Raw genomic sequence first — 22737 nt, 5'->3', positions numbered from 1 at the left:
GCTCTGGACGCGCTGTCACCGCATCGGCGCGCGCCAGACAAAGCGGCCCTCGCCGTCTTCGTCGGTGAAAAGCGGGATCGCGTGGCCGATCACCGCCGAGGCGGGGAACGGGCCGAAATAGCGGCCGTCGAGGCTGTCGCCGACGTCCGGGTTCATCAGGAACACTTCGCCCTCGGCGATGACGCGACAGCCCTGCCAGACCGGCAGGTCTCGGCCGAAGCTGTCGTGGTCGCGCGCCTCGCCGAGCGGAACGCCGTCGACGATAATGGCGCGGCCATCGCGGCACAGGCGCTGTCCGGGCAGGCCGAGAACGTGCTTCAGAAGCGGCACGTCGCGTGCGACGTAGCCGCGCTCGACCATAAACGAGGCGAAGGGTTCGGGTGGGATGACGGCGACCAGATCGGGCACCGCGATCCGGTCGTCGGGTGCGACAGTATAGAACCCGATCGGCACGCTGGCCGATGCGTTCCAGACCAGCCTTGGCGCAGTCGGAACGAATCCGGCAAAGGCGATCCCGAGCGTGGCAACCGTCGTCACCATGACATAGCGAAAGCGCGTCATGGGGCGATCTCCCGCCGCCAGAGCCATGCCTGATGACGCTCCGCGGTGTAGGGACGCGGCACTTCGCCTGCGTTTATCCAGAGGGAGACGTGCCGCCAATGATCGGGATCGACTTGGGCCGGATCGACACCTATGGCCTCGATCCCGTCGACATGGCGAAGGACAGCCTCGACCTTCGGCCAGCCTTCGATCTTCAGCAGGATTTCGCCGCCTGGACGGACGAAGGGCAGCGTCTGATAGGACTGGCCCGGCGCAACCGCGCGCAGGATGTCGAGGCGCGAAATGATCGTGCCGTGGTCGTTCGCCGCCCAGCGGACGAACGCAAACACCGTGCCGGGATGGAAGAATACAACACGCCGGTTGCGATCGAGGATCTGCTCACCAGTCGCATGGCCGAATCTGATCCAGTATTCGGTCTTGCCTTCCACCCAGGTCAGTTCCGCGCGGGTCAGATCGCCGTCATGGGCGTCGATGCCGATCATGGGCGGTCTCCCCCTATGTCGGGAAACTCGCGCGCCAGCAGGTCGCGCAGCATGTCGGCGACGGTGATGCCGCGCTGGAAGGCCGCGATCTTGATGCGGCCGCGCAGCGCCGGCGTGATGTCCACGGTCAGCCGCGCCGAATAGGCTTCGGCGGTATCCGTGCGCGGCGGCGGCGCGTCGCCGGCCTTGATCCAGCTATCGGGATCGGCCGGGCGCGTAGCGAAGCTGCGCTTCTCGGTGCGCGCCGTCATGACGAAATTCCGTCATGGAATGGCAGCACGGTGGCGATGCGCGCCCGCGCGCACTCTGCCATGTCGGGGTCGATCTCGCAGCCGAGATAGCGCCGGCCGGAAAGCCGGCAGGCTTCCCCGGCCGCGCCGGAACCGGCGAACCAGTCGCCGACCAGGCCGCCTTCGGGGCAACTCGTGCGGATCAGGATCTCCAGGAGCGCCGACGGCTTTTCGGTCGGATGGATGGCGCGGCCGTGGCAGTTGCGCAGGTAGATGACCGAGCGCATGAGGCGCGGCCCGCCGTCATGGCTGACATAATGGCCGGCGTCGATCTGGCCGGTATGGGGCGGGCGCTGCTTGCGCCGCACCGTGCGGGCCGTCGCGTCGGGCGTGGTCTGGACATCGTTGTAGATGTCACGCCAAGCGGTCTCGGCGGGATAGAACTGGACGGCCAGTTCATGCACCCGCTTGAAGCGGTCGGCATGAAAGCCGGTGCCGTTCTGCTTTTCCCAGACGATCTCCTGCGCGATCCGCAAGCCGGCGTCAGTGAAGCGGTCGGCGGTCGCCATGAAGCTGCGCAGCGAGCCGAAGACCCAGAGCGAGCCGGTCGGCCTGAGGGCGGCGCGCGCCAGCACGACCCAGCCCTCGACGCGCCGATCCCAGGCGAGCGAAGTGTCGCCATAGGGCGGATCGGCGATGATCATATCGTAGGGTGCGTGCCAGGGCATTTCTTCGCGGCAGTCGCCGGTAAGGATCGTCATGCCGATACCCTCCCGATCCCCAGCAGGCCGATCTCGGCGGCCAGGGCGGCAATCTCGCGCGCGGCGGGTGATCGGCGCCCGATCTCGCGGACGAGCCGCCCGGTCTGCGCGGCGTCGGCGAAGACGACGCGCTGGCCGATGGCGCTGGTGAGCACGGGAGGATCGTGGTCCGCCAGCGTCTCGGCGGTCTCGCGGGCGATGACGGTGCGGGCACCGCAGCGGTTGAGCACGAAGCGGGCAACGAGCTGGGGCCGGTAGATGCGCGCCTCCGCCAGGAGGGCGAGCATCTCCGCCGAAGCCCAGCCGTCGAACGGCGATGGCTGCACCGGGATCAGCACGAGATCGGCGGCGAGCAGCGCGGAGCGCATGAGGCCGGCGACGCGCGGTGGCCCGTCGATGACGATGCGATCGACATCGCGGGCGAGTTCGGGCGCTTCGCGATGCAGCGTGTCGCGGGCCAGGCCAACGGTGCCGAAGGCGCGTGGCAGGCCCTCACGCGCGCGTTGTTGCGACCAGTCGAGGGCGGAGCCTTGCGGATCGGCGTCAATCAGGGTGACGCGCTTGCCACCCTGAGCCAGTTCACCGGCAAGATGCAGCGCCAGCGTCGTCTTGCCGACACCGCCCTTCTGGTTGAGGAGCGCGATGATCATTTGCACCCCCCCGGCAGATCGAGAGGCAGGCGGGGTCTTTCTGCAGATTCAGGAGCCTCGGTTGCGCCTCGATCAGATGCCGGTCGAGGCGATGCCGGGGCGTCGGATGCCCTCTTCTTAGCGGCTCTACCAAGGCTTCTGGCGGTGTCGCGGATGAGGTTTTCCACATCGCGCGCGCGCTCTTCAAAGTTAGACTCTTTGTTAGACTCTAAGTTAAGGGCGCGATTTCCTGAATGGGTTCCGAGTGTTAAGCCCGGTTTCGGTTCCTGATAGCACGAGCCTCCGGTTCCCGATAGCACGATAGTCCGGGTTCCTGATAGCACGAGGCCATCCACAGGTTTTCCACAGGGCGCGACCGGCTCGAAGGCCAGCAGCATCCGCCCGCCAACCTCAGCTTCGAGAAACAGCGAATAGCCCGGCAGAGGCTGGCGCCGGATGATGTCGCGCAGCTCGAAGGCGAAGCGCTTGAACGGCGACAGGCTGCCGGATTTCTGGTGAAGGTGACGGAAATCGAACCGCCAGCCATCGCGCTGGCGGCCGCCGTGCTTGCGCACCAGGCGATAGAGCCAGCGGTCAAGGCCGCCGGTTAGGTCGAAATAGGTCCGGTCGATGGTCAGCACGAGCGCATCGTCGAGGACGGCCTGGTAGAACCAGTCCGGCACGATCATCTCGATGCCATCGGGTCTGCCGCTATGGTCGGTGCGTTCCTGCCATTCGTTGATCCAGGAGAAGCGATGCCGGCGCCCTTCGACCGGCTGGCGGATCGAGGTGGAAATCGTGGTCGATTGCAGCCGGTCGAGCGCCGCCTTCAGGCGCTGATAGTCGCGCAAGCCGGTGCCGCGCCCGACATAGGTGAGAATCTCGTAGGGCGTGGCGGCCATCAGCCGGGAGGTGCGAAGGCCGCTGTCGCGGGCTTCGACGATCTGGCTCGCCGCCCAGATCAGAATATCGGCGTCCCAGATCGTGGCCATGCCGTGATCGGGAACAGCCTCGACCCGGATGGAGACATTGCCGGCGGCGAAGTCGATGGGCGCGATGCGCTTCGACTTGGCGAGGGAGAAGAAGGGATAGGCCATGAGATCCTGCGCGTCTCGTGGCGCGAAATCGCCGGGGAGCGCCCTGAACAGGTCGAGTTGCCCGCGCTCGGAAAGGGATCGACGTCGCACCGTCATGAAGAAAACCGCGAGCGGTCAGCGGGCGTAACGACCAGCCTGCGTGCCGGACGGAAACGCATGACGCTTGGCGGGCAGCACGGAGCCGCGCGGATCGGAGGTGGAGGTCACCGCGCCGCGCTCGGTCCAGGCCTCAAGATCGTCGATGGCATAGACCACACGGCCGCCAAGCTTGCGATAGGCTGGCCCGGTTCCGTAGGTGCGGTGTTTTTCGAGCGTCCGGGCCGAGAGGCTGAGAAAGGTCGCGGCCTCCTTGGTCCGTAGAAAACGCGGCGGCAGGACGACGGGTTCATGTGGCATGATCGGGCCTCCGTGGGGTTGCAAACGGCCGCTGCGGATCAGCGGCGGGCAATGACCACGGTGGCGAAGGAAGAGCGGCGAGTTGCAGGGCGAAGTTGGGGGGCATCGAAATCGCCCACTATCAGAGGCGCAAGCCCGCGCTACTTTGGGCGGCGATGACACAGGAGTTTTCGATAACCGCCCGCAACCATTGCACGGGCGTCACGCAGGAGTGCCTTGATGGCATGACGGGCGGAAGATGCCTGCCATTCGTCCCGGTCAAGCCGGCCGGCGTTCAGGAGAACCCGCGCGATCTCCTGCTGCGTTGCGCCGGCCCGATGGCCATCGAAGGCCCGCAGCATCCGTCGGAGGCGCGCGCGTTGCTGGCGTGTCAGGCGCGTATCCGGCGGGATCGCGCGACCATGCAGGGCCGAAAGGAAGCGTTGAATGGCCTCGATCCGGTCGAAACCGGCGAGGCTGAGAGGGACGACGGCGACCGCGATCGCGTCCCCCATAATGGCGCCGTCGAAGATCTGGAGCTTCTGCCCATTGCCAAGCGGGACATGGAACTCCGCGCCAGCGTTCTCGACCGAGAAGTCGAGGCGCCAGTTCGGCGGAGCGCCGTCAGTGCTGTCGTCAAGTTCCGAAGGGGCTTCGGTCAGCACCACCACACTTGTGTCCTCCGCTGGGAGCCAGAAGACCGGCGCATCGGGTGGCGGGACCAGCGGATCGACAGGGAAATCGCAACCCCCAGCGCTGCCGGATCCGTTCGGTCAGCGGTTGGGGGTCTCCTTGGTCGGCAATCGAGGCTTCAAAATCTGCGTCATAATCGTCATTGCGGCGCAGCCATTCCCAGGCCAGATCGGATGCCGTCAGTTCATCCAGATGGTCGTATCGCGCCGAAGAACGCCAGGTCGATGCGTCAGGGGTCATCGCGGCCTCCCGAATCCACTCAAACGAATAGGGAAGGCTCAAGATTCCCGCATGAGTTGCGTTTCGGAAGTCAGGCGTTGGTCAACAGGTGATGCGCGGCACGCATCACGGGTCAGGTCTTGCGCTGACTTTCGCGGACCAGTTCGCGGTAGCCGTGTTCGGTCATCCAATGCGCGCGAGCGAGATGAGTATCATGGATGGAGCGGCAGCGGTCGGGATCGCACTCTGGATCGAGGCCAAAGAGAACCTGCACAGCTTCGCGCCAATCGGCGCCATCACGCTCGGCATCGAGAAGGCGCATGTAGAGCTTCATGTGCTCGCGATCATAAGACGTCAGCGTCTGGCTGGACGGTGGTGTGTCGAGATATGTCTGTGTCGCGCGGCCCATCATTCGCTCACGTTCGGGTAACGTATTTGTTAACCATCTTCGGCGGAAGATAGCCATTCCTTTTGACGAGAACCTGACATCACGCTGGCCGCTATTTCACCGTTTGTCGGTGTTGGCCCCATTGTGTTGCAGCAACACGCCCTCGCCCTTGTCCGTCGACAGGAATACGATCCCGGCCGCTTCGAGAGCGCGGCGCACCTGGTCACGGGTGGACTCGAACACCTCGAGCCCGCTTTGGGATTCGAGGCGTTTGAGTGCGGTCAATGCGACCTGGGCCTTGTCGGCGAGCGTCTCCTGTGTCCATCCCAGTAACGCGCGCGCAGCCCGTGATTGGCGAGCGGTGATCATACATGATCACCTCCCACCGGGATATGCACGCACTCCAGAACTACGGCTATAATAGTCGTTCTCGCTGTGAGCACCAGCCGAAATTCAGGTGCAATTATCAAGGATAGAGAGACGACGCTCCCGTCCATGCCCGTCTGATTCGGTCGCTGGACCTTGCCAGAAGCGGCGGGCGCGATCCGGTGAAGCAGGAGGGAAACCCGGCGGCTTGCGCCGCCGGGCCTCGGGTTCCCGATCAGAACGGAATGTCATCGTCGTCGATGAACTTGCCGTCGTCGTTCTCGGTCTGCTTCGTCCGGCTCAGGAAATCGACCGTCTCGGCGATGATCTCGCAGCCGTAGCGATCGACCCCGGCGGCATCGGTCCATTTGGTGTAGTGGATGCGGCCGCGTACCAGAACCTTCATGCCCTTGTCGCAATGCTGCTGGACCGTCTTGCCGAGGCCGTTGAAGCAGGTGATGCGGTGCCATTCGGTGTCCTGGACCCGATAGCCGTTCTCGTCGCGCAGGACGCGGCCTTCCGAATAGCGGGGGCGCGAGGTGGCCAGGGTGAAGTGGGTGATGCCGGTGCCGCCCTGGGTGGTGCGGGTTTCGGGGGCCTGACCGATGTTGCCGGCGAGGATGACGATGTTCTGCATTGTAGGTCTCCGTTGCTCCTCGGAGGGACCGTCCCTCCGACGAGACCCGGCCAAGGCCGTCGGAAGACTCCCGCAACTGCCGCCCTTGCGGCAGCTTGCCCCTAAGGCCCCAGGTGGGGCGGGCAGCCGCGTTTGCGCGGCAACACGGCTGGGAGCCGCGGGGGTTGCTGGTGGAAGCCGAACGGACTTAGGGGATCAGTCAGGCGGAGGGATGGTGCTTTCGAAAGCAGATCGGGGACGCACAGCAGAACCATCGTCCTTGCTGGCGACAGCGACCAGGCAGGCCCCATGCGAACCGAGACCACCGGCATGGCACTCCTTCAACCGTCTTTGCCGGTCACCGTCGTGTCCGCCGCCGGAAGGCCATGTCATCCGCGATGTGATCGGACAGGCTATCGGGTTCTCAGGTCCGGTATGGCGCCGCCCTGCTTCATCGGCCAAAGGCTCGGTCCCTCAGCATCGTGAAGGGACAAGGAAGGTGTTCGCGAAGGCCCCACGAAACGACGTGGACCGATGCAGCGGGGCATCGACCGCACGGGACCGCGGTTCGCACCGCAGACCATTTCAAGCGCCGCGAGAAGCAGACCGGGTGCGATGGTGACATGCTGCGACGAACTGCTTTTCCGTCTTGGGCGAAACGACCGGGGCTCGGCGGCGCAAGCTGCCGGCCTTCCTCAGAAGTGGCTGATCGCGTCTGCCGTTTCAGCGCGAGAACACCGACTCGCCGAGGGCGTTCAGATTGACGATGGCCGAGATGCCGATGACGAGACCGCCCATGCCGCCGAACAGGTTGAGAACCAGCCCCGAGTCGATGGCGTTCTTGGTGATGCCATAGACAAGGGCATAGCCGGCGATGACGGCGGGCACGGCGAAGAGAGCGAGCGCAATGAGCCGCAGGGCCGGGTTCTTCGCGAAGCCAAGAGTCACGATCACAAGCGCGATCGAGAGCACGGCGGCGCCGATGGCCATGAGGCCGGACATCACGACCCCGGCGCCCGCGCCCCAGGCATATTGCGCGGCCGTGATGGCTGCCATGACGGGCAAGGCATAGATCGCGAGATTCCAGGCGATCACGCAGGCCGCGATGGTGAGCGAGATGGCGAGCAGGATCAGCGTCATGGAAACCTCCAGAGAACGGTTGGGGATCACGACAGGCTGCCGGGAGATGCGCTCCGCCTGCGACTATGCTGCTTCGCCGGTTCTGCAAGGATGTTCCATCAAAGGCGCGGCCTTGCATCTTGTCAAGTATCGGCGGCCGAAAGCCGCCAGGCGGCGGCGCTTACGCGCCGCCGTCGAACTTCATGACCGGGATGCCGAGCTTGCGGGCCTTGTCGGCGAGATTCTCCTGAATCCCGGTGCCGGGGAAGACGAGGACGCCGACCGGCAGCACGTCCAGCATGGCATCGTTTCGCTTGAACGGCGCCGCCTTGGCGTGCTTGGTCCAGTCGGGCCGGAAGGCGACCTGGGGCACCTTGCGGTGATCTGCCCAACGGGAAGCGATCAATTCGGCTCCCTTCGGCGACCCGCCGTGCAGCAGCACCATCTCGGGGTGCTTGGCATGGACCTGATCGAGCTTCGCCCAGATCAGGCGGTGATCGTTGAAGTCCGCGCCGCCAGTCACGGCAACCTTCGGGCCGGCGGGCAGCATCACCTCGGTCTCGGCCCGGCGCTTCGCGGCAAGGAAGTCGCGGCTGTCGATCATCGCGGCGGTCAGGTTGCGATGGTTGACCATCGAGCCGCTGCGCGGCCGCCAGGCACTGCCGGTGTGGTGCTCGAAAGCCTCGGCCGCGAGGTCGCGGAAGAGTTCCATGCTGGCGCGCCGTTCGATCAGGCTCTGCCCCTCGGCCGTGAGGCGTTCGAGTTCGACCGACTTGACCTCGCTGCCGTCCTGTTCCCGCTGAAGCCGGCGCTGCGCCTGCTCGTTGTCGTCGAGATCGCGCTCCACCCGGCCGGTGGCGCGGTGGAAGAGATTGACGGTCCCCCAGAGCAGCTCTTCGAGGTCGGGCTCTAAGCGGGTGTCGCCGAGCGTCGCGACGAGGGCGTCGAAGATGTCGGTGACGGCGGCGGCGACGGTGTTGCCCTCGGGCAGCGGCCTCGGATCGGGTTCGTCCTGGAACGGGCGCCAGCCGTAGAGCTGGAGTTCGGTGAGGGTGTGATCGGTCTGGGAGGAGGTGTGGACCGGCTCGTCGCCTGCGGAATAGGTTTCGTTCGTCATCGGGAGCGTCCTTCGTCTGGAGACCGCGCCCATCGCGGCCTTCGCAGGCGTCGAAGCGCACGGGCGGGACGGGTTGGCAGCCCTCGCCCGCTCCGCGAGGGCCTTGATGGCCGGGGGTGGGCTATTTTGACTTTCGCGATGCAAAGGCGGGGTTCGTCCCCGCCGGCGGAAAATAGTCCAAACCCGGCCATTGCCTGCCCGGCCCGTTTGTGCGCCGATCGCCCTCTCCGAAGGCCGTGGGCGCGGGACTCTCCGACGATGGATGCACCTGCCGATGGCGAAAGACTGAAACCGGCAGAGGATGACGCTGGGCCGCGCCTCCGGGACCGATCACACTATCACCCCGCCATGAAACGGCGGACGTCTTCAGGATGAAGCTGATCCTTCAGACGCGCCCGGAGGGCATCGGCGCCGTGGCGTCGCAGATCATCGTTGAAATCGCCGTTGAGCGGCGTGAGCGACATCGCCTCGATCCCGAGGCTCTCTGCTCTGGCGGCCAGGCCGTCTCTTGCACCGTCCCCGGCCGGGTCGCGATCCCTGACGACATAGAGCCGGCGCAGCGACGGCGGGAACAGGATGGCAGCGAGGTGAGCGGCCGAAAGCGCCGCCAGCATCGGCATGCGGGGCAGAACCTGACGGGGCGACAGCACGGTCTCGATGCCCTCGCCGGCGGCGAGAACCTCAGCGGCGGTTCCGAAGCGGACAGCGTGCCCGAGAAGGACGCCCATCGCCCGCCGCGGTGTTTCGACAGCCGCCTTGCCGGAACCGTCCGGGGCGAGCCAGGTGCGATGCGCGCCGGTCTGCTGGCCCGCAAGATCGGTGACGGCGGCAACGAGTGCCGGCCGGATCTCGGTGGGTGAAGACTCGTCGGGTCTATAGTAGCACCTCGGATGGTAGCGCAGCGCGGTGGTGTCCGAGAGGGAGGTGATCGCCCGCCCGTTGAGGTAGATCGCCGCAAGGGTGCCGTGGATCGGCTGCGCCATGGCGAAGAGGCGGCGCGACGCTTCAGGCGAACCGGGCACGCTGCTGGATGTGCTGCCGGTCGGCGTCCTCGTCTTCTCCGGTTCAGGATGCGGGAGGGCAAGGAAACGGCGCGCTTCCTCGGCCACGTCCTTGAAGTCGACAAGGCCAAGCGCCTCGCGGATGACGTCGAGCAGATCGCCATGCTCCCCGGTGGCCATGTCGGTCCATTTCCCCGCCGCGCCCTTGCCGGAACCCGGGCCGGTCAGGCGCACGAACATCGAGCGGCCAGGAGTGTTCTGCACATCGCCGACCAGCCAATATCGCCCGGCGCGGTGGCCGGACGAGAGATAGTGGCGGCAGACCGCCTCGGCCTCTCGGCCGAGACGGGTCGCCAGTTCGGAGGCGTCGTGACGCGGCATCAGGCTGCCTCCCGTTCACCGATGCGCTCGACCGGCCAGCGGTCGAAGAGCTTGGCCAGCACGGCGGGTCCGCTGGCATCGACTGGCACGAACATGCGCAGCTTCCAGGAGATGATCTCGTGGAAGAGGCCGTATGCCGTGAGACGCTGGCGCATGGTGTCGGTGAAGCCGGAAAGCTCGATGCGGTTCACCCCCATGACGCGGACCCGGCGAAGCTGGAGGCCCTCGGAGAGATCGAGGATCGTCCGGCCTTCCATCAGCGCCGCGAAAGCATCCTTCGGCGTGACCTTCGCGATGCCGGTCGTGGTCGCGTTCGCGGCCCAGGCCGGGGAGACCTTGCGGCCGATGATGCGCTCGCCCGCGTCAGACTGGAGGCGATAGACGCGGGTGGACTCGTTCGGCAGCCGTTTCCAGATCGGCAGCAGCAAGCCCGTCACCATATGCAGGGTGCTGTCTGCGAACTCCGGCACCTCCGCAAGTTCCGCATTCCAGGCCGCAGCGAATGCGTCCCGGTCGGCCTCGACCCAATGGGTCTCGCCCATCATCCTGATGGGGATATTGTGTGCTTCCATCGGCCGGATCAGCCTGACGCGGCGCTCGATCTCGCCATCGTCCAGCATGACGCTGGTGGTGGGGATTTGCACCGCCGCGCGGCCTGAGCGTCCGTTGATCAGGAGCTTCGCGCGCGGATCGTCGAGTTCCGCTAGGGCGGCATCGAGCATGACGGGCCGGTTGCGCTTGCGTTCGGTGATCGTCAGCAGGCTGGTCTCGGCCCCGGTGCGGGGATGGGTGTAGATCACCTGACGGTCGGTGACGGTGAAGCTCTCGGCGCGCAGGGTCTCCAGCCCGGCGTCATAGGTGCCGGAGGCGATGGCGCCCTCGATGCGGGCGGTCAGAAGTTGTTCGAAGGCGGTGAAGAGGATGCCCTGAAGCTCGATGGTCAGCGCCAGCAGCCGGTTGAGGAAGGTGGTGATGGCCGGCAAATCGTCCTTGATGCCGTTCGCATCCATCAGCTTCAACCCGGTGGCAGCCTCGAACCGCTCCAGTGAGCAGCCGTCGACCTTGCCGCGCACCAGCAGGAGATAAAGCTGGCGCAGCGCGTCACGGGCGTAATGCGATTCCAGGTTATCTTCCGGGCGGAACAGGCCCTGACCACCGGTCTGACGCTGGCCGCGCGTAATCGCGCCCAGCGTGTCAAGACGGCGGGCGATGGTCGAGAGGAAGCGCTTCTCGGCCTTCACATTGGTCGAGATCGGTCGGAACAGTGGCGGCTGTGCCTGGTTGGTGCGATGCGTGCGGCCGAGGCCCTGGATGGCGGCGTCCGCCTTCCACCCGGCTTCGAGGAGATAGTGGACACGCAGCCGGGTGTTCTTCGCCGACAGTTCGGCGTGATACGACCGGCCCGTGCCGCCCGCGTCAGAAAACACCAGCACGCGCTTGGCATCATCCATGAAGGCTTGCGTCTCGGCCAGATTGGCAGAACCGGCACGACTTTCCACGACAAGCCGGTCGATGGTGACGCCACGCTTGCGGACGATGCGGCGCGAGCGGCCCGTCACCTCGGCCACCGTGTCGGTGCCGAAATGCTGGATGATCTGGTCGAGCGCGCCGGGAACCGGCGGCAAGCTGGCGAGGCTTGCGATCATCTCGTCGCGCCGGGCCACGGCCTCGCGGCTCTCGACCGGCTGGCCGTCGCGATAGACCGGGCGTGAGGACAGGTTGCCCTCCGAATCTGTGAACGGCTCGTAGAGCTGCACCGGGAAGGAATGGGCGAGGTAATCCAGGACATATTCACGAGGTGAGAGGTCCATTTTCAGATCGCCCCATTCCTCGGTGGGGATCTCCGCCAGCCGCCTTTCCATCAGCGCTTCGCCGGTCGAGACGATCTGGATGACGGAGGAATGGCCCGCGTCCAGATCGCTGGTGATCGACCGGATCAGCGTCGGGGTTTTCATGGACGTGAGCAAATGGCCGAAAAACCGCTGCTTGGCGCTCTCGAAGGCCGAGCGGGCGGCGGATTTGGCCTGCCGGTTCAACGTGCCGGACCCGCCGTCGCCGCCGGTGATGTTGGCGGCCTGCATCGCCGCATCGAGATTGTTATGGATGACGCTGAAGGCATCGGCATAGCTGTCGTAGATGCGGACCTGTTCCGGCGTCAGCTCATGGTCGAGCAACTCGTATTCGACGCCTTTGAAGGACAAGGACCGGGCGGTGTAGAGGCCGAGGGCGCGCAGGTCGCGGGCCAGCACTTCCATCGCCGCAACGCCGCCGGCCTCGATCGCCTCGACGAACTCGGCTCGGGTCGAGAACGGGAAATCCTCGCCGCCCCAGAGGCCCAACCTTTGCGCATAGGCGAGATTGTGGACGGTGGTGGCGCCGGTGGCCGAGACATAAGCCACGCGGGCCTGCGGCAGGGCATGTTGAAGGCGCAGCCCGGCACGGCCCTGCTGCGAGGCGGCGACATCGCCGCGTTCTCCCCTGCCTCCTGCTGCATTGGCCATGGCATGCGCCTCGTCGAAAATCACCACTCCATCGAAGTCGGAACCCAACCATTCGACGATCTGCCTGACCCTGGAAATCCTTTCTCCGCGGTCGTCGGAGCGCAGCGTGGCATAGGTTAGAAACAGGATGCCTTCGTTCAGCGTGATGGGCTTGCCTTGCGGGAATCGCGACAGCGGCGTGACCAGCAGCCGCTCCATGCCGAGCGCCGACCAGTCACGTTGCGCGTCCTCCAACAGCTTGTCGGATTTCGAGATCCAGATCGCCTTACGCCGCCCCTGCATCCAGTTGTCGAGGATGATGGCGGCGGATTCCCGACCCTTGCCGACGCCGGTGCCGTCGCCGATCATGAAGCCCTGACGGAAACGGATTGCTCCCTCGGCATCCTCCGGCGCGGCGGCGAGATTGTCGAGCGTGTCATCGATCGTCCAGCCCCCGGCGAGGAAGCCCCCATGGGCCTCGCCCGCATAAATCACGGTCTCCAGCTGCGCCTCGGACAGCTTGCCGAGAATGTCGTTGGGAAGCGTCGGCCGATAGCTGGGCTTCGGCGGCGCGATGCTCGCCATCGAGGCCGACTGCACGAGCTGGGTCGGATGCGCCTGCGCCCCGTCGATGCGGATGGTCTGAAGCCCGTATTCCTCGTAGATCGCGTCGGAGAGGCCGCCGCCCTCGGCCGGTTCCCAATCCACGGTCTCGTAGGCGACCGGCACGGCCTCCGGTTCCGCAAGGGGCGCGGCGGGCGCGGATCGCGCGGCGCGGTTGACGTAGCCGCGCACGGTGCGGGGCGCGGTGGGTCGGGCGACCGGCACCGTCAGGCCGGGATCGACCGGCAGCCGCGTGGGAAGCAGGTCGGCTAGCCAGGCGATCAGCGTGGCCACGTCCGGCGCGACACCAGGCGCTGCCGGAAACACCGCCGCATCTTCGGCCGGCAGCTTGTCGATGACCGTGAGCCGGGTCGGGACAGTGGTGCCTTGCTTGGCATAGACCGAGCCGTCGATGGCGGCGGAAAAGGTGACGCGACCGCGTTCCTGCAGCCGGGTCCAGGAGGCGGTCCACGCCGGATTATCGGGGGCGAAGCTCGCGCCGGTGATGGTCACGAGCCGTCCGCCGGGCGCAAGACGCGCCAGCGCTGAAGCGACATGGCGAAAGGCGGCGTCACGCATGCGCCCCTCGACATTGGCCATGACCGAGAACGGTGGATTCATCAGCACGACGGTCGGGACAAGGCAGGGATCGAGATGGTCATCGATCTGGGCCGCGTCGAAGCGGGTAACGGAAAGGGCCGGAAAGAGAGAGGAAAGCAGGCCGGCGCGCATCTCGGCCAGTTCATTTACGAGAAGCGTGCCGCCGGCGATCTCGGCCAGGATGGCGAGGAGCCCGGTGCCGGCCGAGGGCTCCAGCACACGGTCGGCAGGCGTGATCGCCGCCGCCGTGACCGCCGCGAAACCGAGCGGGATCGGGGTGGAGAACTGCTGGAAGGTCTGCGCTTCTTCCGAGCGGCGCGTATGCGTCGGCAGAAGCCCGGAGATCTTGCCGAGCTGCGGCAGGATCGCCGACTTCGAGGCGGCTTTACGGAAAAGCACATTGCCGTATTTGCGCAGGAAGAGGACGGTCGCAGCCTCGCAGGCATCATAGGCGATCTTCCAGGTCCATGCGCCGGTAGCGTCGGAAGCGCCGAAACCCGCTTCCATCGCGCCGCGCAGCGTGGCGGCGTCGACACGCTGACCGCGTTCCAGATGCGGCAGCAGCAGACCGGCAGCGGTGAAAACGCAGGCTGCGGTCTCGGCGCCATGGTCGAGCGGAAGCGGCGCGGTGGCGGATGCCGCCGCGGATGCGGAAATCATGTTCATCGGGGATTCCTCGGGAGAGCAAGTCAGGATCAAGCCGGGCAGCGCTCTCTCTCGACCGCACCGGCTCAAACCCCTTCCGGCCCATCTCTCGCTCTGAAGCCGTGGCGAAAGCAGGCATGAAACAAGCGCCCGACCGTCAGGCTGGGCGCTTGTGGGTTTCAGTCGATGGCCTGGAAGATCGCCGCCGCCTCCGGGTGATTGGCGGCATGTTCGTAGAGACGGCCATAGCCCTCTGCGAGTTCGTCGTCATCGTAGCGGAAGGAAAGATGCGAGAAGGCGAAGAGCGTGGCGATGATCCCAGCCGCATCGCATGAGACCTCGCCCTCGAAACCGTTGCCTTCGCAGAACAGGAGGTAACGGGGCTTTGATGTCGGCGCGAGATAGAGCGGCTGGCCGGCGCGTTCGTAGAAATCCCAGAGCCCGCCGCCGTAATCGGCGGGGCTGAGGATCTCCATGAATCGGAAGACGGCATGCTCGCCGATGATGAGCAGGCGCCGGCCGAAAAGGCGCGGCAGGAACTCCATGCGGCGCGCGTCGGGGACACGGGTTGCGGATTGAGAAGCAAGTTCGGGCAAAGCCATGATCGGTCTCCTGGAGGGAAAGGGACGGCAGCCGGACGACCCTCTCTCAACCCGTCCGGAGGCACCCTCTCCCGGCCCTCCTCTCGCTCTGGGGGCTTGAAATGGACCATTCTATGGACCATCTTGGCAGGATAGCGGAGAACATCTGGAGCGATGTGCGATGAGGGTTTCTGTCACCGAGGCGAAGGGGCAGCTCACCGAACTGGTGAAGCGGGCCGAAGCCGGCGACGAGGTGATCCTGACGCGGCGGGGCCACGAGGTCGCCCGCCTCGTGCCGGTTGCCGTGGTGGCGACCCCGAAAGGCCGGCGCGCGCTGATGGAGCGGGTCCGGGCCACGGCGCGGGGCAAGGCATTGCCCGGCGCGGCTGCCGCGCGCAGCCAGGATTTCCTCTACGGGGATGACGGGATGCCGGCATGATCGCCGTCGATACCTCGGCGCTGATGGCCATCGTGCTGGACGAGCCGCAGGCCGAGACCTGCATGGTGGCGATCGAGGCGGCAGACGGCCTGCTGATCTCGGCCGGAACAGTGGCCGAGGCGCTGATCGTCGCAGGGCGCCGCAATGTTGGGGAAGAGATTGCCGCCCTGATCGAGGGCCTTGGGTTCGAGGTGGTCTCCGTCACTGAAGCCTCGGCACGCAGGATCGCCGAAGCCTATGCCCGCTGGGGCAAGGGCGTTCATCCCGCCGGACTCAACTACGGGGATTGCTTCGCCTATGAGGTCGCCAGCGAACGCGGCTGCCCGTTGCTCTTCGTCGGCGACGACTTCTCACGGACGGACCTGCTGTCGGTTCTGTGAGGCAGCGCAGAAGGGTTTCAGCCGAAGCGCTTTCCATCAACTGTGAAGCTGTATTCGTTGGCAACGATGGCCTCATCGACCGCCTCATCCGAAGTCAGGTAGTCGTATTCGCGCTCAAGCTGGCGATAAAGCCAACGGGCGAGATCGCGCAATGCCTCCATGACGGTCTCCTCGGCATCGGCGGTCATGTCCTGCCAGGTCGGGCTGTCGCGGGTGACCGAGATCGCCATGCAGTATTCGTGATAGTATCGCCCCCGATGGGTCGCCTCGGCGGTCAACTGGTAGAAGTTGCGGCGTTGCGCCTGGTGCAGGGCATCCGCGATGCGGTGCAGCTCCACATCCTTCGGCGCATAGGTACGGATTTCCGCCGCCGTGCCTTTGCGATAGGAATAGTGGCCTTCGAACGCGGCGCCATCGCCCTGCGACCAGAAGCCCGTAAACCAGATGCAAGGCTCTTGTCGCACGCCGCCGCCCATGAGGCGGACGGTGCGGCTCTTGATGCGGATGCCGAGGATGTCCGCGATCCGCCGGAAATCCTCATAGACGGCATCGTACCAATCGTAGTCGAAGCCGCCCTCGCGATACCAGGCGCGGGCATTGTCTTTCGCGGCTTCGGAAAGCTCGTCGAGCCGATAGACCGTGGTTTCGATGACGTCAGGCATTGGGGTCGGCCCCGTCCAGAACGGTGGAAAGCCAACCGTCGGTGTAGATCCAGTCCACCGTCTCGCCGGTGGCGAGGTCGAGGACATGCGCGCCGCCCCCGAACCCGTCGATTCTTGGACGTGAGCAGGTATTGGCGTATTGCATCCCCCAGAGCCCGGTCAGGCCGAACGCGGCGGCACAGCGTTTGACGAACTGGATGACATGCTCGGGATCGCCGGTGCCGTCATCGCGCATCCAGAGCTGGGTGCCGCCATGCTCGGGCTGGATCGAAAGCATGAAGGCGTCCGAGGGCGGATCTTCGGCGGCATTTTCACGCGCCAGCGCGTTGTAGAGATCAAGCGCGCGGGCGGCGTTCTCGGGGCTGCCCACGTCGAGCAGGCAGGAGAAATGGGTGAAGTAGTCGGCCATGACAGGCTCCTGAAACGAGAAGGCCCGGCGCGGGGCCGGGGCCTAGTGGATGGAAAGGGGCGACAGGTCAGGCAGCTTGTGGCAGCCGCAGCAGATCGGCAGTCGTCTCGCGCCAGAAGGGATCGACCAGCCGCGCCTCGAGCAGGCTGGCGCGGTGGCGGAGATCACGAGCCGATACCGCATCGCCGCGCCCGGATGCCGTGAAGGCCATGCCCCGCAGACGGCTGGCCTCCGTGACGGTGCGGCGAGCCTCGGCGTCGGACGCGACCGGATGCTGCCAGAGCACGATCCCGGCCCGGACCTCACCGGCAAGGACAAGGCCCAGTTCTTTGTCCTGAATGACCATGACGCGGGGGCGAAAGCGCAGCGCATCGCCCTGTCCAACGCGGAAATCACCGCGCGCAACGCGCTGGCTGGCGATGATCAGCGCCTCTTCGGGGGATTGGCACTGGCCGATGACGAGCGTGCGGTCGAAGCCGCCGACGTCATCGCTTTCGTCATCGCTGGCGATACCGATGCAGGAGATGCGCAGCGGCAGCTTCTGGGCATGACGCAGCCGGGGCAGGATCTGTCGCGCGACAATTTCGCCGATCGAGGCGAAAGTGGTGTGGTGGGAAAGGCTCATGGGGAATGCTCCGCGACGGACGGCGGAAGCCCCTCTCCCGCCTCACAATCCGTCACGGCCAACCGGCCCGCACTCTTACTCTCCCGTCCCGACGGTGGATCGTCCCGCACCTCGGCGGGACGATCCGGCGATCAGCACCAGGGCTCACGCCGCCCGGCCCAGGTTCTCGCCAGCCCTTCATCGACGAGAATATCGCCGACATCGCGGCCTTCGACGCGTATCGCCGCCAGGGTCCGGCCATAGCGGTCGGTCCCCTGACGCAGGATTTCGACCCGCCGACCTTGCAGGATTTCCGCCAGCCTGATCTTCGCTTGCCGGGCAAGGTCGGTTTCATGGATGCAGCGGCCCTCCATTTCGGGAGCGTCGATGTTGAATATCCGAACAGCTTCGGACTGCTGTCCCATACCCAGCCGGATCGAGTCACCGTCCCAGACGCGGATTTCCGCCGGTTCGCAGGAAGCCGTACAGAGCAGGACGGAGATGACGATATGGCTGAGCATGGCAAGAGGCTTTCATAAGGGGGAGGCTGACGCGACTGCTCAGACTTCTTCCTGAAGTCGGCCATTGACGCAATGCGGATCGACCTCCGCCTCGATCCGCTGCGTCCGCCCCATCCAAGGCGCCGGGTGGATTGCCCGCGCCCAATCGGCGAAGGACGGGATACGGCCCAGATCCTCGCGGACATGCTGCTCCCCGACCCATCGGGCCGGGATCACCCTGCCGGTGGACAGGGTGATCGTCGCCCCGAAAATGGTCTCGGCCATGAAGATGCCCTCGGCATGGTGGCGAAGCGCGCGATGACGAAAATCGGCCAGGATCTCCTTGCTGGCATCGAACCAGCTATGGATGGGCAAGTAATCCTCGACCGTGCCGCCCCATTTCTTCACCGACGAGAGCGCATGATGATAGGGATGTGCCATTTCCGCCCCCTCAGAACTCGTGACTGTAGAATTCGGTGGCGGTGTAGCGCTCGTTGTAGTCGAGCGTGATGGTGCGCGCCGCCACATCGAAGCTGAATTCGCCATAGGCGCCATCATTGTTCTCCCAGCCGCCATGGGTTTCCGAGAGGAAGTCATAGGCGAGCTGTTCGATGGCCGCCTCAACGCCCATTGAGATTGCGGTCACCTTGTCGGTTCCCCATGCCACCGTGGCAATGGTGATCTCGCCCTGCGGCAGGTCCACGGTCCGGTCGTCCGATTGCGCGGTGATGTCCTCGATCTGGCCGCTGTCGCCAGAACCGTCGAAGGTGACGGTCACGAGAGTGATGCCTGCGGCGGCCAGCGCATCGAACAGCGCCGTCTTGTTGTCGGGACGGACCGCTTCAGCGCGTCGGTTGCGCTCATCGCGCTCGGTGAAGAAGCGCGCGACGCTGGCGGCCATGTCGAATTCCGGCGTGGCTGGTTTGTCGGTATCGGTCAATGGATGATCCTCCAGGAGAGCGGGATGATATGGCCCGGCATCACTCTCCTCTTCTTCCGCCGGGCTCGCCCCGATCCCGGCCCAACTTTCCCTCTTCCTTGCCGAGGCAGGCCTCGGCGTCGCCGCTGGCGATGGGCAATCGGCGCAGGACTGAAGGCCCGGATGCGGAATCCGGGCCATCTGGCGGAGGCGCTTTCGCGCCTCAGCCGAAGGGATCGAGTTCGAGCTTCACCATCTCTTCGTCGCCGTCGAACTCGTCGGCGGGCATGGCGCCGTGGGTGCCGTCCCCGGCCTGGAACACGACGATCACGACCATCAGCGTGGTGGCGAGGCTGGCGGCGAAAGCGGTGGCATCTGCGTAGGACATGGGTTCCGGCTCCTGTCTTTGGAGGCGGGGGACCATCCCCCGCGCGACAGGCGCCCGAAGTGTCTGACCGGATCTGCAATCACCCTCGGGCGTTCGGATTCTTTCCGAATCCCCGAGGGCGGCACGCGCGCGTAAGCCGACCCCACCGGGGTTGAATGCAAAGAGACGGTCGGACCAAGGTTAGCGAATGGAAGCGGGGGATGGTGCTTTGCGTCGAGCAGGTGCCGGAAACCCGTCGCAGATGCTTTGCTGCGCCAGCCTCGTTGCCGGCGGATATTCAGGGTGTGTTTCAGGCCGGGGACGGAACCCGTTGCCCCCACAACACCAAGGAGTTGGCGCAATGGTGAAGCTCGAACTCGATCCATCGCTGCTTGTGCAGCGATACCCGATAGCCCCGTGTGCAAGGTTCGGCTTTCAGGGTCGGTCAGTCCCAGAACCCATCGGCGATTTCGCGGGCGATCATGGCGCGGGCCTTCATCATCACATCGTCGCCGGAGGTGTCGATATGACCGAAAAAGCGCGTCCGGGCGCCATGGGCCGTCCAGTCGGCATAGCGGCAGTATTCGCGGGCATCGAGCCGGAAGGCGCGCATGTCCTCGGCCCAATGCGGTTTCGGTTCCACGATGACGGTGACGCCGCCGCGGGTTTCCTCCCAGGGAAGCGAGCGCTCCGATGGCGGATTGCGGCGGTCATCGGCGAAGATTTCATCGACCGTCATCATGATGCGCCCCCATCTTCGGCCTTCTCGACAAAGCCGGCAGGATCGTCGGGATCCGGCGGCAGATAGGCGTCATAGGGGTTGCCGCTTGCGAGATGGCCGAACGGCGTGAAGACGTAATCACCCCCGTCGCGGCCGACCGCGCACAGGACATAGCGTGTCTCACGGGTCGCGGCGTCGAGGCATTCCATAAGGGCGAGATTGCCGTCATCGGCAGCACGAAGCAGAGTGTCGAAGTTCGTTCGAACGGGATCGGGAATGGCCATTGTGTTCTCCTGAAACGAAGAAGGCCTGCCGTCACGGGACAAGCGGGCCGGATGAACGGGATCGGCGAACGTCACGCGGCAACTCGACCCTCGACGGCGTCGGCGCCTGCCTCGTCGGCGGTGATCTCCTCGAGGCGCGCGCGGGTGTAGCCGTTCCTGGCTAGCCAGAGTTCGGCCGCCTCTTGGTTCTCCGCGAGGTGCAGCAATTCGACGTTCTCTCCGACATCCTGCACAACGCGGACTTGACCGATCTTCGGGCGTTCGATCACCCGGAAGCTCAGATCGCTGTCGATGCCGTAGCTGCGCATGACGGTGATAAGAATGATGCGGCCTTCGCCGAAATCGCCTTCATGCAGGGTGAAGGACGGCGTGGTCGTGTAGGTCGGGCGCTCGCGGCCCGGTTCCTTGCGCACGAGACGACCGGCCCCGTTGCGGGATTTCCACGCGGCGAGCTTCTTGGTGAAACGTGCGGGCGGCTTCGGCTGGCCGTCGCTGTAGGCCACGAGCGAGCCGAGCGGCACGATGTCGAAGATGAGGGAAGCGGACATGATCTTGCTCCTGAAACGAAAGCGGCCCGGCGAGATGCCGGACCTTGAGATGGAAGGGATGGAATGCGGGGCGACGGAGGCCGCCCCGCTGATTCGCGTCACTCGGCGGCGACGAGGGCCTCCGGATCGTCGGCGGCCTCGGCCGTGTCCTCATGGCCACCGGCGAGGAAGTCGGGCAGCGCCACGCTGTCCTCGTCCTGATCGGTCGCGCCATCCACGGCCTGCGCCTCGATGGCGGGGCGCAGCGGCTCCGGCAGCCAGCCGGTATCGGCCAGGAGCCGTTCGGCCTCCTTCGCCATGTCGCCCTTCTTGAGATGCGCGATGAGATCGGCCGCGCGATCGCCGGCACCCTCGCGCACCGCCTCGATGATGCGGGTCTTGGTCACGCGGCCCAGATAGTTCTCGACCGTTGGCCTCCAGCCCGCTTCGACGAGGTCGAGGCCGGTGGCCTGCGCCAGCCGTTCGGCCTCGGCCATGCGGCGGTCGAGACCGTGCTGCGAGATGCCATTCCCCGAATAGGGGTTGGGCCGCTCGTAGAGCGCGTTGACGCCGAAACTGACGCAATGCGCAAGCAGCGCCAGGCGGCTGGCATCGTCGAGACCGTCGATCCAGTCCCAGAGCCGGTCGTCATCACCGGAGGGAATGTCCCCCCGCCAGGCGTCCGCGCGCTCGTCGATCATCTTCGCGGCGGCGCTGTCAGCGAGCCCGGTCGCATCCGTGGGAAGATAGATATGACGCACGGCGGCATAGAGGCTGGTTCCCGAGGTGGCGGTGCGCTCGAAAGTATCGAGAACCAGCTTGTGCAGCAGCGCCGTCATGGCGACATGAGGATTCTCCGCGAGCGCATTGCGCAACGCCAGCGTCCGCCAGGCGGTCAGGTCGGTCACCAGCCGCTCGGGCAGCGGCTTGACGGCATCGTCCTCCTCTTCATCGCCGTCCGGGACCGGCTCGCCGCCGACGGTGATAACCGCGCGCTGCACGGCATCGGGATCGGACGGGTCGGCACCTTCGCCCGCATCCTCACCATCGACGGTCTCGGGCTGCTCGTCCTCGGGGCGGACATAACCGGGACTGACGATCAACTCGCCATCGCGGTCGATGCTGACGAAAACACCGGCACGGGCGATGTCTTCCGGCGCGAAGGTGACGGGCCGGTTCTCGAAGCCTTCCAACTCGGCTTCGATCTCCCCGAGCCGCTGGTCGATCTCATCGGGCAGGTCGTCGGCTTCTGCATACTGCGCTTCGAGTTCGTCATACTCGTCGCGCAGCGCCTCGCGGGCGGTGCGCTCCTCGTCGGTCAGCTCCTGGGTCACACCGACCAGCCTGCGCAGGCCGTTGGAGTAGCCGTAGGGAAGCTCGACCGCCGCGTCGATCCACTTCCAGCCCTGACCGGCGGTCTCGTCGGCGACGGCGCGCAGCTTCTCGTCAACCAGGCGGTCGAGCAGCGTGACGTCCTGCAACCAACCGCCGTTCTCGTCGGAGAAGAGATCGCGCAGCACCGGGCCGCCCGCCGCCTCATAGGCGTCGATGCCGATGAAGCGGGCGCGCTTGTCGGCAGCCGGAACCGTGGTCTCGGTCAGCAGGCTGCGGATGTGCCAGGGCTCTTTCTGCCACGACGTGCTGATCCGCTCCCAGACCTGCTGCTGGCGCTCATGATCAGGGTTGACGGTGAAGGCTTCCAGCATCGCCAGCGTCATCTCGCTTTTCGCGTAGGCATCATGCAGGGACGGCGCGACCGTCGCGAGGCGTAGACGCTGCATGATGTAGCGCGGCGTGGTGCGCCAGGCGTCGGCGATCTCCTCCTTCGACATGCCCATGTCGAACATCCGCTTGAACGCCTTGAACTGGTCGAGCGGATGCATCGCTTAGGTTATGCGTCAAGTGTCCTGTTAGCTGGATGACGCTGATTCTAAGGACTTTTCAGCTGTGAGCGGTAGTTCGAGTGTATCTTTGGCTCCGC

General features: G+C 65.7%; 30 protein-coding genes. 2 read left to right on the top strand and 28 right to left on the bottom strand.

What is annotated here, in order from left to right:
• Nucleotides 1–15 precede the first annotated feature (15 nt).
• The 17 genes from DES43_RS14130 to DES43_RS14050 all read right to left on the bottom strand — a co-directional run bounded on the left by DES43_RS14130 (nucleotide 16) and on the right by DES43_RS14050 (nucleotide 14965).
• The gene (locus DES43_RS14130) at nucleotides 16–561 is read right to left on the bottom strand and encodes a S26 family signal peptidase (protein WP_012092632.1); all 546 of its coding nucleotides are present in this window, start codon (nucleotides 559–561) and stop codon (nucleotides 16–18) included.
• Nucleotides 558–1043, bottom strand: coding sequence for a DUF2840 domain-containing protein (locus DES43_RS14125; protein ID WP_133675683.1), 486 nt, complete (start codon nucleotides 1041–1043; stop codon nucleotides 558–560). The genes DES43_RS14130 and DES43_RS14125 overlap by 4 nt, the downstream gene beginning before the upstream one ends.
• On the bottom strand, nucleotides 1040–1294 hold the full coding sequence (locus tag DES43_RS14120; protein ID WP_133675681.1) for a hypothetical protein: 255 nt from the start codon (nucleotides 1292–1294) through the stop codon (nucleotides 1040–1042). Before DES43_RS14120 ends, DES43_RS14125 begins: the two co-directional genes overlap by 4 nt.
• Nucleotides 1291–2034, bottom strand: coding sequence for a DNA-methyltransferase (locus DES43_RS14115; protein WP_012092629.1), 744 nt, complete (start codon nucleotides 2032–2034; stop codon nucleotides 1291–1293). Before DES43_RS14115 ends, DES43_RS14120 begins: the two co-directional genes overlap by 4 nt.
• Complete coding sequence (parA, locus tag DES43_RS14110) at nucleotides 2031–2684, bottom strand: ParA family partition ATPase (RefSeq protein ID WP_012092628.1); 654 nt, start codon at nucleotides 2682–2684, stop codon at nucleotides 2031–2033. The genes DES43_RS14115 and parA overlap by 4 nt, the downstream gene beginning before the upstream one ends.
• A complete protein-coding gene (locus tag DES43_RS14105) occupies nucleotides 2681–3856 on the bottom strand; it encodes a replication initiator protein A (RefSeq protein WP_133675678.1) in 1176 nt (391 codons plus the stop codon). The genes parA and DES43_RS14105 overlap by 4 nt, the downstream gene beginning before the upstream one ends.
• An 18-nt stretch (nucleotides 3857–3874) precedes the next feature.
• Nucleotides 3875–4156, bottom strand: coding sequence for a helix-turn-helix transcriptional regulator (locus DES43_RS14100; protein ID WP_133675677.1), 282 nt, complete (start codon nucleotides 4154–4156; stop codon nucleotides 3875–3877).
• Nucleotides 4157–4296: 140 nt separating this feature from the next.
• Nucleotides 4297–4806 (bottom strand): DUF2285 domain-containing protein, encoded by a 510-nt coding sequence (locus tag DES43_RS22710; protein WP_245514586.1) that lies wholly within the window; start codon nucleotides 4804–4806, stop codon nucleotides 4297–4299.
• Nucleotides 4772–5068, bottom strand: coding sequence for a transcriptional regulator domain-containing protein (locus tag DES43_RS22945; protein WP_101753485.1), 297 nt, complete (start codon nucleotides 5066–5068; stop codon nucleotides 4772–4774). The genes DES43_RS22710 and DES43_RS22945 overlap by 35 nt, the downstream gene beginning before the upstream one ends.
• 112 nt (nucleotides 5069–5180) lie before the next feature.
• Nucleotides 5181–5456, bottom strand: a complete 276-nt coding sequence (locus tag DES43_RS14085; RefSeq protein WP_166647758.1) for a DNA -binding domain-containing protein — start codon at nucleotides 5454–5456, stop codon at nucleotides 5181–5183.
• 96 nt (nucleotides 5457–5552) lie between these two features.
• Nucleotides 5553–5804, bottom strand: coding sequence for a helix-turn-helix domain-containing protein (locus tag DES43_RS14080; RefSeq protein WP_058099093.1), 252 nt, complete (start codon nucleotides 5802–5804; stop codon nucleotides 5553–5555).
• 232 nt (nucleotides 5805–6036) lie between these two features.
• On the bottom strand, nucleotides 6037–6438 hold the full coding sequence (locus tag DES43_RS14075; protein WP_133675675.1) for a single-stranded DNA-binding protein: 402 nt from the start codon (nucleotides 6436–6438) through the stop codon (nucleotides 6037–6039).
• Between the two features lie 702 nt (nucleotides 6439–7140).
• On the bottom strand, nucleotides 7141–7557 hold the full coding sequence (locus DES43_RS14070; RefSeq protein ID WP_039194765.1) for a hypothetical protein: 417 nt from the start codon (nucleotides 7555–7557) through the stop codon (nucleotides 7141–7143).
• Between the two features lie 160 nt (nucleotides 7558–7717).
• The gene (locus DES43_RS14065; protein WP_133675673.1) at nucleotides 7718–8653 is read right to left on the bottom strand and encodes a DUF2493 domain-containing protein; all 936 of its coding nucleotides are present in this window, start codon (nucleotides 8651–8653) and stop codon (nucleotides 7718–7720) included.
• A gap of 338 nt (nucleotides 8654–8991) precedes the next feature.
• Nucleotides 8992–10035 carry a DUF7146 domain-containing protein gene (locus tag DES43_RS14060; protein ID WP_133675671.1) on the bottom strand — a complete coding sequence of 348 codons (1044 nt, stop codon included), beginning with the start codon at nucleotides 10033–10035 and terminating at the stop codon, nucleotides 8992–8994.
• Complete coding sequence (locus DES43_RS14055) at nucleotides 10035–14384, bottom strand: strawberry notch family protein (protein ID WP_133675669.1); 4350 nt, start codon at nucleotides 14382–14384, stop codon at nucleotides 10035–10037. The genes DES43_RS14060 and DES43_RS14055 overlap by 1 nt, the downstream gene beginning before the upstream one ends.
• Before the next feature lie 158 nt (nucleotides 14385–14542).
• Entirely contained in the window at nucleotides 14543–14965 is a 423-nt protein-coding gene (locus DES43_RS14050; protein ID WP_074970573.1) for an antirestriction protein, read from the bottom strand.
• Between the two features lie 160 nt (nucleotides 14966–15125).
• Here DES43_RS14050 and DES43_RS14045 point away from each other — a divergent pair, with 160 nt between their 5' ends.
• Nucleotides 15126–15383 (top strand): type II toxin-antitoxin system Phd/YefM family antitoxin, encoded by a 258-nt coding sequence (locus tag DES43_RS14045; RefSeq protein WP_028034381.1) that lies wholly within the window; start codon nucleotides 15126–15128, stop codon nucleotides 15381–15383.
• Nucleotides 15380–15763, top strand: a complete 384-nt coding sequence (locus tag DES43_RS14040) for a type II toxin-antitoxin system VapC family toxin (RefSeq protein ID WP_133675667.1) — start codon at nucleotides 15380–15382, stop codon at nucleotides 15761–15763. Before DES43_RS14045 ends, DES43_RS14040 begins: the two co-directional genes overlap by 4 nt.
• 17 nt (nucleotides 15764–15780) lie before the next feature.
• Here DES43_RS14040 and DES43_RS14035 read toward each other — a convergent pair whose 3' ends face one another.
• From DES43_RS14035 to DES43_RS13985, 11 genes are all read right to left on the bottom strand, one after another.
• The gene (locus DES43_RS14035; RefSeq protein WP_012092613.1) at nucleotides 15781–16425 is read right to left on the bottom strand and encodes a hypothetical protein; all 645 of its coding nucleotides are present in this window, start codon (nucleotides 16423–16425) and stop codon (nucleotides 15781–15783) included.
• Entirely contained in the window at nucleotides 16418–16834 is a 417-nt protein-coding gene (locus DES43_RS14030; RefSeq protein ID WP_133675665.1) for a hypothetical protein, read from the bottom strand. Before DES43_RS14030 ends, DES43_RS14035 begins: the two co-directional genes overlap by 8 nt.
• A gap of 67 nt (nucleotides 16835–16901) precedes the next feature.
• On the bottom strand, nucleotides 16902–17459 hold the full coding sequence (locus DES43_RS14025; RefSeq protein ID WP_088233764.1) for a hypothetical protein: 558 nt from the start codon (nucleotides 17457–17459) through the stop codon (nucleotides 16902–16904).
• A gap of 131 nt (nucleotides 17460–17590) precedes the next feature.
• On the bottom strand, nucleotides 17591–17959 hold the full coding sequence (locus tag DES43_RS14020; RefSeq protein ID WP_012092610.1) for a thermonuclease family protein: 369 nt from the start codon (nucleotides 17957–17959) through the stop codon (nucleotides 17591–17593).
• Nucleotides 17960–17998: 39 nt separating this feature from the next.
• Complete coding sequence (locus DES43_RS14015) at nucleotides 17999–18379, bottom strand: DUF6915 family protein (protein WP_012092609.1); 381 nt, start codon at nucleotides 18377–18379, stop codon at nucleotides 17999–18001.
• Between the two features lie 10 nt (nucleotides 18380–18389).
• Nucleotides 18390–18878 carry a DUF6878 family protein gene (locus DES43_RS14010; protein ID WP_179285847.1) on the bottom strand — a complete coding sequence of 163 codons (489 nt, stop codon included), beginning with the start codon at nucleotides 18876–18878 and terminating at the stop codon, nucleotides 18390–18392.
• 202 nt (nucleotides 18879–19080) lie between these two features.
• Nucleotides 19081–19245, bottom strand: coding sequence for a hypothetical protein (locus DES43_RS14005; RefSeq protein ID WP_166507195.1), 165 nt, complete (start codon nucleotides 19243–19245; stop codon nucleotides 19081–19083).
• A gap of 424 nt (nucleotides 19246–19669) precedes the next feature.
• Complete coding sequence (locus DES43_RS14000; protein WP_088233761.1) at nucleotides 19670–19966, bottom strand: hypothetical protein; 297 nt, start codon at nucleotides 19964–19966, stop codon at nucleotides 19670–19672.
• Entirely contained in the window at nucleotides 19963–20229 is a 267-nt protein-coding gene (locus DES43_RS13995; RefSeq protein ID WP_012092596.1) for a DUF6117 family protein, read from the bottom strand. Before DES43_RS13995 ends, DES43_RS14000 begins: the two co-directional genes overlap by 4 nt.
• Nucleotides 20230–20300: 71 nt before the next feature.
• Complete coding sequence (locus tag DES43_RS13990) at nucleotides 20301–20777, bottom strand: hypothetical protein (RefSeq protein WP_133675663.1); 477 nt, start codon at nucleotides 20775–20777, stop codon at nucleotides 20301–20303.
• A 98-nt stretch (nucleotides 20778–20875) separates the two neighbouring features.
• Entirely contained in the window at nucleotides 20876–22639 is a 1764-nt protein-coding gene (locus tag DES43_RS13985; protein ID WP_208110842.1) for a ParB/RepB/Spo0J family partition protein, read from the bottom strand.
• Between the last annotated feature and the right edge of the window lie 98 nt (nucleotides 22640–22737).

The sequence above is a fragment of the Aquamicrobium defluvii genome, assembly GCF_004363725.1.
Taxonomy (GTDB): Bacteria; Pseudomonadota; Alphaproteobacteria; order Rhizobiales; family Rhizobiaceae; genus Mesorhizobium; species Mesorhizobium defluvii.
Note: the sequence above shows the minus strand (reverse complement) of the source record. Positions and strands in the feature narration are given on the sequence as shown.

Bases quoted from the DNA above. Each gene is read 5' to 3' on its own strand.
- DES43_RS14130 (WP_012092632.1), bottom strand. From the start codon at position 561: ATGACGCGCTTTCGCTATGTCATGGTGACGACGGTTGCCACGCTCGGG.
- DES43_RS14125 (WP_133675683.1), bottom strand. From the start codon at position 1,043: ATGATCGGCATCGACGCCCATGACGGCGATCTGACCCGCGCGGAACTG.
- DES43_RS14120 (WP_133675681.1), bottom strand. From the start codon at position 1,294: ATGACGGCGCGCACCGAGAAGCGCAGCTTCGCTACGCGCCCGGCCGAT.
- DES43_RS14115 (WP_012092629.1), bottom strand. From the start codon at position 2,034: ATGACGATCCTTACCGGCGACTGCCGCGAAGAAATGCCCTGGCACGCA.
- parA (WP_012092628.1), bottom strand. From the start codon at position 2,684: ATGATCATCGCGCTCCTCAACCAGAAGGGCGGTGTCGGCAAGACGACG.
- DES43_RS14105 (WP_133675678.1), bottom strand. From the start codon at position 3,856: ATGACGGTGCGACGTCGATCCCTTTCCGAGCGCGGGCAACTCGACCTG.
- DES43_RS14100 (WP_133675677.1), bottom strand. From the start codon at position 4,156: ATGCCACATGAACCCGTCGTCCTGCCGCCGCGTTTTCTACGGACCAAG.
- DES43_RS22945 (WP_101753485.1), bottom strand. From the start codon at position 5,068: ATGACCCCTGACGCATCGACCTGGCGTTCTTCGGCGCGATACGACCAT.
- DES43_RS14085 (WP_166647758.1), bottom strand. From the start codon at position 5,456: ATGGGCCGCGCGACACAGACATATCTCGACACACCACCGTCCAGCCAG.
- DES43_RS14080 (WP_058099093.1), bottom strand. From the start codon at position 5,804: ATGATCACCGCTCGCCAATCACGGGCTGCGCGCGCGTTACTGGGATGG.
- DES43_RS14075 (WP_133675675.1), bottom strand. From the start codon at position 6,438: ATGCAGAACATCGTCATCCTCGCCGGCAACATCGGTCAGGCCCCCGAA.
- DES43_RS14070 (WP_039194765.1), bottom strand. From the start codon at position 7,557: ATGACGCTGATCCTGCTCGCCATCTCGCTCACCATCGCGGCCTGCGTG.
- DES43_RS14065 (WP_133675673.1), bottom strand. From the start codon at position 8,653: ATGACGAACGAAACCTATTCCGCAGGCGACGAGCCGGTCCACACCTCC.
- DES43_RS14060 (WP_133675671.1), bottom strand. From the start codon at position 10,035: ATGCCGCGTCACGACGCCTCCGAACTGGCGACCCGTCTCGGCCGAGAG.
- DES43_RS14055 (WP_133675669.1), bottom strand. From the start codon at position 14,384: ATGAACATGATTTCCGCATCCGCGGCGGCATCCGCCACCGCGCCGCTT.
- DES43_RS14050 (WP_074970573.1), bottom strand. From the start codon at position 14,965: ATGGCTTTGCCCGAACTTGCTTCTCAATCCGCAACCCGTGTCCCCGAC.
- DES43_RS14045 (WP_028034381.1), top strand. From the start codon at position 15,126: ATGAGGGTTTCTGTCACCGAGGCGAAGGGGCAGCTCACCGAACTGGTG.
- DES43_RS14040 (WP_133675667.1), top strand. From the start codon at position 15,380: ATGATCGCCGTCGATACCTCGGCGCTGATGGCCATCGTGCTGGACGAG.
- DES43_RS14035 (WP_012092613.1), bottom strand. From the start codon at position 16,425: ATGCCTGACGTCATCGAAACCACGGTCTATCGGCTCGACGAGCTTTCC.
- DES43_RS14030 (WP_133675665.1), bottom strand. From the start codon at position 16,834: ATGGCCGACTACTTCACCCATTTCTCCTGCCTGCTCGACGTGGGCAGC.
- DES43_RS14025 (WP_088233764.1), bottom strand. From the start codon at position 17,459: ATGAGCCTTTCCCACCACACCACTTTCGCCTCGATCGGCGAAATTGTC.
- DES43_RS14020 (WP_012092610.1), bottom strand. From the start codon at position 17,959: ATGCTCAGCCATATCGTCATCTCCGTCCTGCTCTGTACGGCTTCCTGC.
- DES43_RS14015 (WP_012092609.1), bottom strand. From the start codon at position 18,379: ATGGCACATCCCTATCATCATGCGCTCTCGTCGGTGAAGAAATGGGGC.
- DES43_RS14005 (WP_166507195.1), bottom strand. From the start codon at position 19,245: ATGTCCTACGCAGATGCCACCGCTTTCGCCGCCAGCCTCGCCACCACG.
- DES43_RS14000 (WP_088233761.1), bottom strand. From the start codon at position 19,966: ATGATGACGGTCGATGAAATCTTCGCCGATGACCGCCGCAATCCGCCA.
- DES43_RS13995 (WP_012092596.1), bottom strand. From the start codon at position 20,229: ATGGCCATTCCCGATCCCGTTCGAACGAACTTCGACACTCTGCTTCGT.
- DES43_RS13990 (WP_133675663.1), bottom strand. From the start codon at position 20,777: ATGTCCGCTTCCCTCATCTTCGACATCGTGCCGCTCGGCTCGCTCGTG.
- DES43_RS13985 (WP_208110842.1), bottom strand. From the start codon at position 22,639: ATGCATCCGCTCGACCAGTTCAAGGCGTTCAAGCGGATGTTCGACATG.